6 protein-coding genes are annotated in these 4,999 nt (G+C 66.1%); 3 read left to right on the top strand and 3 right to left on the bottom strand.

Translation table 11 applies throughout. The features are described from left to right. From sdhA to sdhC, 3 genes are all read right to left on the bottom strand, one after another. Positions 1-1,450, bottom strand: a 1,450-nt coding sequence (sdhA, locus tag ACIQ3B_RS17935) for a succinate dehydrogenase flavoprotein subunit (protein WP_397405013.1), incomplete at its 3' end; no start/stop codon positions are given. 4 nt (positions 1,451-1,454) lie between these two features. Beyond that, positions 1,455-1,838, bottom strand: coding sequence for a succinate dehydrogenase, hydrophobic membrane anchor protein (gene sdhD, locus ACIQ3B_RS17940; RefSeq protein WP_397405015.1), 384 nt, complete (start codon positions 1,836-1,838; stop codon positions 1,455-1,457). Then, positions 1,838-2,245: a succinate dehydrogenase, cytochrome b556 subunit gene (sdhC, locus tag ACIQ3B_RS17945; protein ID WP_397405017.1), complete on the bottom strand. Its 408-nt coding sequence runs from the start codon at positions 2,243-2,245 to the stop codon at positions 1,838-1,840. The genes sdhD and sdhC overlap by 1 nt, the downstream gene beginning before the upstream one ends. Positions 2,246-2,434: 189 nt before the next feature. Between sdhC and ACIQ3B_RS17950 the strand changes: the two genes are divergently transcribed. The 3 genes from ACIQ3B_RS17950 (at position 2,435) to ACIQ3B_RS17960 (ending at position 4,882) form a co-directional block, all read left to right on the top strand. Next, positions 2,435-3,349, top strand: coding sequence for a LysR substrate-binding domain-containing protein (locus tag ACIQ3B_RS17950; protein WP_397405018.1), 915 nt, complete (start codon positions 2,435-2,437; stop codon positions 3,347-3,349). A 17-nt stretch (positions 3,350-3,366) separates the two neighbouring features. After that, complete coding sequence (locus tag ACIQ3B_RS17955; protein WP_397405019.1) at positions 3,367-3,717, top strand: hypothetical protein; 351 nt, start codon at positions 3,367-3,369, stop codon at positions 3,715-3,717. 544 nt (positions 3,718-4,261) lie between these two features. Continuing rightward, a complete protein-coding gene (locus tag ACIQ3B_RS17960; protein WP_397405021.1) occupies positions 4,262-4,882 on the top strand; it encodes a hypothetical protein in 621 nt (206 codons plus the stop codon). Positions 4,883-4,999: the final 117 nt, after the last annotated feature.

Genomic DNA, 4,999 nt, shown 5'->3' on the forward strand with positions numbered 1-4,999 from the left:
CCGAGGCCAGGTCCTTGGAGGTGCGATAGACGGCGGCGTCTTCCTGCATCACCATCTGCATTTCCAGCCGCAGGTCGGCGGTCGGCGTGCCGCCGTCGGCGTTGCGGAACCGGTCCAGGCGCGCCAGATGGCCGTCCGTCATGGCGGGCTTCAGCTCGGGCTGCGTCGCGCCGGCCTTCAGGATATCGGCAGCCCGCAGAGCCGCCGAACGGCCGAACACCACCAGGTCGATCAGCGAGTTTGAGCCCAGGCGATTGGCGCCATGGACGCTGACGCAGGCCGCTTCGCCGACCGACATCAGCCCGGGCACCACCTGGTCAGGGTTCTTGCCCGCCTTGGTCACCACCTCGGAGTAGAAGTTCGTGGGGATGCCGCCCATGTTGTAGTGCACGGTGGGGATAACCGGGATCGGCTGCTTGGTCACATCCACGCCGGCGAAGATCTTGGCGCTCTCGGAGATGCCGGGCAGGCGCTGATGCAGGATCTTCGGGTCCAGGTGATCCAGATGCAGGAAGATGTGGTCCTTCTTCGGACCCACGCCCCGACCCTCGCGGATCTCCATGGTCATGGCGCGTGACACCATGTCGCGCGGCGCCAGATCCTTCACGGTGGGCGCATAGCGCTCCATGAAGCGCTCGCCCTCGGAGTTGGTGAGATAGCCGCCTTCGCCACGCGCGCCCTCGGTGATCAGGCAGCCGGAGCCGTAGATCCCGGTGGGGTGGAACTGCACGAATTCCATGTCCTGCAGGGGCAGGCCGGCCCTGAGCGCCATGCCGCCGCCGTCGCCGGTGCAGGTATGGGCCGAAGTGGCCGAGAAATAGGCGCGGCCATAGCCGCCCGTGGCCAGGATCACCATCTGCGCCTGGAACCGGTGCAGGGTGCCGTCGTCCAGCTTCCAGGCGGTCACCCCCCGGCAGACGCCCTCATCCATGATCAGGTCGAGCGCGAAATACTCGATGAAGAACTCGGTCGCGTTGGCCAGGGACTGGCCATACATGGTGTGCAGCATGGCGTGGCCGGTGCGGTCGGCCGCCGCACAAGTGCGCTGGATCGGGGCCTCGCCGTAGTTCTTGGTCATACCGCCGAAGGCGCGCTGATAGATCTTGCCGTCCTCGGTGCGGCTGAACGGAACGCCCCAGTGTTCCAGCTCATAGACCGCCGCCGGCGCGTTGCGGCAGAGGTATTCGATGGCGTCCTGATCGCCCAGCCAGTCCGACCCTTTGACGGTGTCATACATGTGCCAGCGCCAGTCATCCTCGCCCATGTTGCCGAGCGAGGCGGAGATCCCGCCCTGCGCCGCCACCGTGTGCGACCGGGTCGGAAACACCTTGGAAATGCAGGCGGTCTTCAGCCCGGCCTGGGCGCAGCCCAGCGCCGCGCGCAGGCCGGAGCCGCCGGCCCCCACCACCACCACGTCAAACTTGTGATCGATGAACTCGTACGTCGCCATGGGTTCAGGCGCCCCCCAGCGCGACCTTGAGGATTGAAAAGATCGCCAGCGCGCCCGCCAGGCCGCAGACGAAGACATTGGCCATCAGGGCCGCAGCCTTGGTGAGGTGTCCGTAGACATAGTCCTCGATGATCACCCGAACGCCGCCCTGCATGTGCATGAAGCTGATGGTGATGGTCAGGATGATCAGGGTGGCGTTGACCGGATTGCCGATCCACTCAACCGCGCCGTAATAGTCCATCCCGGCCAGCAGAATGCAGCTGTAGACCGCCCACAGCACCAGCGGGACCAGCGCCACCGCGCCGACCCGCTCGGAGATCCAGTGGCTGACGCCGTGCTTGGCCGAGCCCAGCCCGCGCGCCGTCGAAAGGGGTGTGCGAAAGTTCATCAGACCACTCCCGCCATGAAGGCGATCACCCAGATCGCCAGCGTCGCGGCGATGGTGAAACCAAACACTGCATAGGCCGACGAATTGGCGCTCTTCAGGTCCAGCCCATGCCCCGCGTCCCAGATCAGGTGCCGGACGCCATTGGCCAGGTGGTAGAACAACGCCAGGCTGATCGCGAACATCACCAGCTTGCCCAGCGGCGAGCCCAGCAGGTCCATGAAGGCGCCATAGGCTTCCGGCCCGCTGCCCAGCGCCACGGCCCAGGCCGCAACGATCAGGCCCGCGCCATAGAGCCCGGCGCCGGTGACGCGATGCAGGATCGAGGTGAGCATGGTGACATGCCAGCGCCACACCTGAAGGTGCGGCGACATCGGCCTGTCGGCGGGTCCCCGTGGAACGGATGTCATCGAAGCGCTCTCGCCTCCCCCAAAACCTGTGCCCGACCCGGTTGTAAGGGTGACGTCGGGGCTGTCAACGAAGACCCGAACCTGGCAGGCAGTCGCCGGACTCGAAACTTCGTAGATCGTGAAGTATTCTAAGCCTTGCTAAAGGCGCAATGCGTCAGTTTCCCAGTTTTGCTTCGTGGATGGCGAAGGATGCGCTTCGATTTGATCGATCTTCGACTGTTCCGCGATGTGGCCGACGCCGGCTCGATCACGGCGGGCGCCGAGCGCAGCGCCCTGGCCCTGGCCGCCGCCTCCACGCGAATCCGGCAGATGGAGGCCGATCTGGGCGCGGCCCTGCTGACGCGCTCGCGCGCAGGCGTCGCCCTGACGCCCGCCGGGCACACGCTGCTGAAACACGCCCGGAGCCTGCTCGACCAGGCGGCCCGGATGCGCGACGACCTTTCCGCCTTTGCCGGCGGCCTGTCAGGCGAGGTCCGGCTTCTGGCCAACACCAACGCGCTTACCGAGTTCCTGCCGGAACCGCTCAGCCTGTTCCTCGCCGCCCACCCCCAGGTCAACGTCGATCTGGAGGAGCGGCTGTCCGACGAGATCGTCGGCCTGATCGCCGAGGGCGTCGGTGACATCGGCATCGTCGCCGGCACCGTCGATGTCGGCCGCCTACAGACCTATCCGTTTCGCTCCGACCGGTTCGTGGTGGTGGCGGCGCAGAACCATCCGCTGGCGGCGCGAACCCGGATGGCGTTTGCCGAGGTGCTGGACTTCGACATCGTCGGTCTGGAACGCTCAAGCTCGCTGCAACGGTTTCTGACCGGCAAGGCCGCCCGCGAGGGCCGCCCGCTGAAGGCCCGGATCCAGCTGCGCAGCTTCGATGCGGTCTGCCGGTTGGTGGCCGCCGGCGTCGGCGTCGGCGTCGTCCCCCAGACCACGGCCCACCGCGCCGCCCAGACCATGGCCCTGGCGGTCATCGAACTGACCGACGACTGGGCGCTCCGCGAACTCACCATCGTGGTCCGCGCCCAGGAGCCGCTGAGGCCCTATGCCCAGGCGCTGGTGGACAGCTTGCGGGATCAGATGGGCCGCCTACATAAAGGCAACCTGGCCTAACAGGACGGAATGCCAACATGACAGCCCTGCTTGTCATCAGCACCAGCAAGCCCCAGCCGCATCTTGTGAAGAGACGATATGCCTATCGGGAGCATATCTTTGGCGACCGATACTGCTATGTGAGAGAAGAGCACAATTCGCCAGATCTCATGCGGCGGGACAAAGACCGTATTGAGATTATGCCGAAATGCCTTGAAGATATCCGCTCAATCCAGCCAGACCCAACCGCCACCGTTTTCGCGATTGAGCAGAATCACGGGGAATCCATTGATACGGTTCTGCAACGCGGCCACGAACAGCCGCTAAGCCCGTGCACGGGGGCGTGGCGCCAACTGAATACCGCCCGATATCGGGCCGGCGATTTCTGAAGGGCGGCTTCGCGCCCGGCTTGGGCGTTGGGTGTCGTCTTCGCAAAGTGAGGATACGCACGCCTATTCGAATTACGGGAATTACGGTGATGGTGTGGACGGCGCTCGTGAGCGTCATCTGCGTGCCATGATGATTGTCGTTGCAGGACATCATCAGAGGAGCGCCGTCCACACCATCACCGTAATTCCGGAGTCTATGGGTCCCGGTCTTTCACCTGCGTTGAAAACCGGGATGACACCTCTGAGGCGCGGCCGCGGCTCAGTAACCAGTTTCCTACATAGCCCGGTAGGCCCGCGCGCTGTTTCATCGCCCCATGAGCCCGCATCGCGCCCGACGGCTGGAGAGGACCCGAGGTCCGGAGCGAATGGCCGCGTTTCAGCGCCGGTTCGGCCGGCGCGCGGGTCGTCCTGCCTGCAGGTCTCGAGATTGTGTGAAGCCAGGGTAGCTTAATCGTGTATCGATGTTATCCGGATCACATTTGGTGGACGACGTAAACAGAAGGCCGTGAACACCATGCCCGTCACTCCGCAATGCCAGGCCGCAATGAACGCCGAAGCAGCCGCCTTGACGGCGAACAACCAGGCGCTTTCGACGCTCGCCACTGATCAGATCGCATCCACCGCAACCCAGTCGGTGCTTGCGGCGGCGATCGCCGCCGGGGGCGTGGCCACGGCGGCCGTTACGACGACAGCCGCTGCCGCCGCCGCCGCCGTAACGCTGGCGGCGTCTCTGGCCGCAGCCGCTGTGGTGGCGGACGCCGCTTCCGCCGCCGCCGCCGCCGCGGCGACCGGCGCCGACGTGGCCGAGGGGCTCGCCATCGCATTTGCCGCCGCCCAGCTGGGTCTGGATCCCGCTGCCGACGCGCTGGCCGCTGCCGCGACAGCGGCCGTGGTTGTGGCCAATACCGCTGCAGCAGGCGCCCTGGCCGCGCTTGCCGCCGCCAACGCCGCTTCGGCCGCCGCCGCTGCCGGCGTCATCGCCACGGCGTCATCGGCCGCTACCGCCGTAACCGTGGCGGCGGCCGCGTCGGGTGCTGTGGCCCTGGCGACCGCCGCCAACGTGGCTGCCGGCGCCGCCCTGGCCCATGCGAACTCAGCGGCGACATCAGCGGCGGCAAACTATGCCTCCGCCAAGGCGGCCACCGTCACGGCCTGCGCCATCTAGAGCGTCGTGCCTGAATCGGGAATCGAAGGATTCCCAAATCTGACGAAGCGTGATTCACCGTGGATGGAGGTGGATCATGGGCAAGAGCTATTCGATGGACCTGCGCGAGCGGATCGT

The organism is Phenylobacterium sp., assembly GCF_044358365.1.
GTDB lineage: Bacteria > Pseudomonadota > Alphaproteobacteria > Caulobacterales > Caulobacteraceae > Phenylobacterium.